At 66.2% G+C, this 1,323-nt stretch carries 1 protein-coding gene; it reads left to right on the top strand.

Going from position 1 to position 1,323, the window contains the following annotated elements; translation table 11 throughout:
* Positions 1-410: 410 nt before the first annotated feature.
* Positions 411-1,205: a CbiX/SirB N-terminal domain-containing protein gene (locus Q0066_RS06900; RefSeq protein WP_366521503.1), complete on the top strand. Its 795-nt coding sequence runs from the start codon at positions 411-413 to the stop codon at positions 1,203-1,205.
* The last annotated feature ends 118 nt before the right edge of the window (positions 1,206-1,323 follow it).

The following is a 1,323-nucleotide window of genomic DNA, read 5'->3' as shown; positions in this document are numbered from 1 at the left end:
CAACACGGCGAATCCGCCGTTCGCTGCCGAGACTGTCTCGATCACCGGCCAGTGGCGGGCTAGCTGCGAGCGCAACGTCTCGGCCGCGGTGCGGGTGTCGTTCTCATCCTCGGCCAGACCGACGTGGCCATGGCGGCAACCAGCTGCGCGACGGACCCGGGTCGGGCTGCACCACTGCGACCACCTCCTCCGTGAAGGGTAGCCACGCGTTCCACAGGCTGAGATTCCTCGCGTACGCTCGGCACATCTAGGGTCCAAGCACCTCTGATCCGCTTGATTTCCCATCAAATGGGACGCTCATCTCACATGTCGAGCGACCGATTTGCTTCTGGTACAAGCTCCGAGAGAGGTTGGTAGCACGAAACGCCGGCAATGGAGCCGCAGGACATGTGACGCAAGAGAGGCACATCATGACCGCTCCAGCCTTGGTGATGGTGGGAATGGGCAGCACCGATGCCCGAGTCGCCCAAGTCGCGCACTCCTTGAGGCAAGGCCTCCAGAGCATGCGCCCGGGCCTCTCCGTGCATTGCGCCTTTCTCGACCACTGCTCTCCCTCGACCGCGCAGGTCGTGTCGCAGCTCATCAAGCAGGGCATCACCGAGGTGGTGCTGGTTCCGCTGCAGCTGACCCATGCCATCGATCCCGACGAACGGGTGATCGGCCAGTCGGTCAAACTGCGCAGCCTCTATCCCGATCTGCGGGTCAGTGTGTCGCGTCCCGTCGGTCCCGAGGTGACTCTGCTCACCGTGCTCGATCAGCGGCTGCGCGCCTCACTGTCGGCCCAGCGGGTTCTCGAGCTGGACGGCCTGGTGCTGTCCTCGGCCCGCAGCGGCGACGTCCGTGGCAACGCCCTGCTGGCTCGGCGGGCTCGGCAGTGGTCGACCCATCACCGGCTGCCCTGCCTGACGGCTGTCGCGGACGGCTCCGGCCCGTCGGTGGCGCAGGCCATCCAGGGGTTGCGCGCCCAGGGTCGTCGGCACATCGCGGTCGGCTCGTTCTTCCTGACCGCCACCGAGTTGTTCCATGCCCAGGCCGACCTGGCCGAGCGGTGTGGAGCGGTGTCGGTGAGCGAGCCGTTGGGTGCCGCGCCCGAGGTGATGGACCTGATCCTGGCCCGCTACGCCTTCGCGGCGATGGACCTGCTCGACTTCGGCTTCGAGACGCTGGAGGAAGAGGTACCGGCTCGGCACCTCACCATCGCCTGAGCCTGAGCTCCACCCCGTCCCACTCTCACTGAATCCGTTGGTCGAGCTTGTCGAGACCTCGGCGTCCCGACGCTGCCAAGAGGGGTTTCGACAAGCTCAACCAGCGGTGGTTTCGACA

Source organism: Micropruina sp., assembly GCF_027492755.1.
Taxonomy (GTDB): Bacteria; Actinomycetota; Actinomycetes; order Propionibacteriales; family Propionibacteriaceae; genus Micropruina.
The sequence above is the reverse complement of the archived record's forward strand: the minus strand, read 5'-3'. Positions and strand labels throughout refer to the sequence as shown.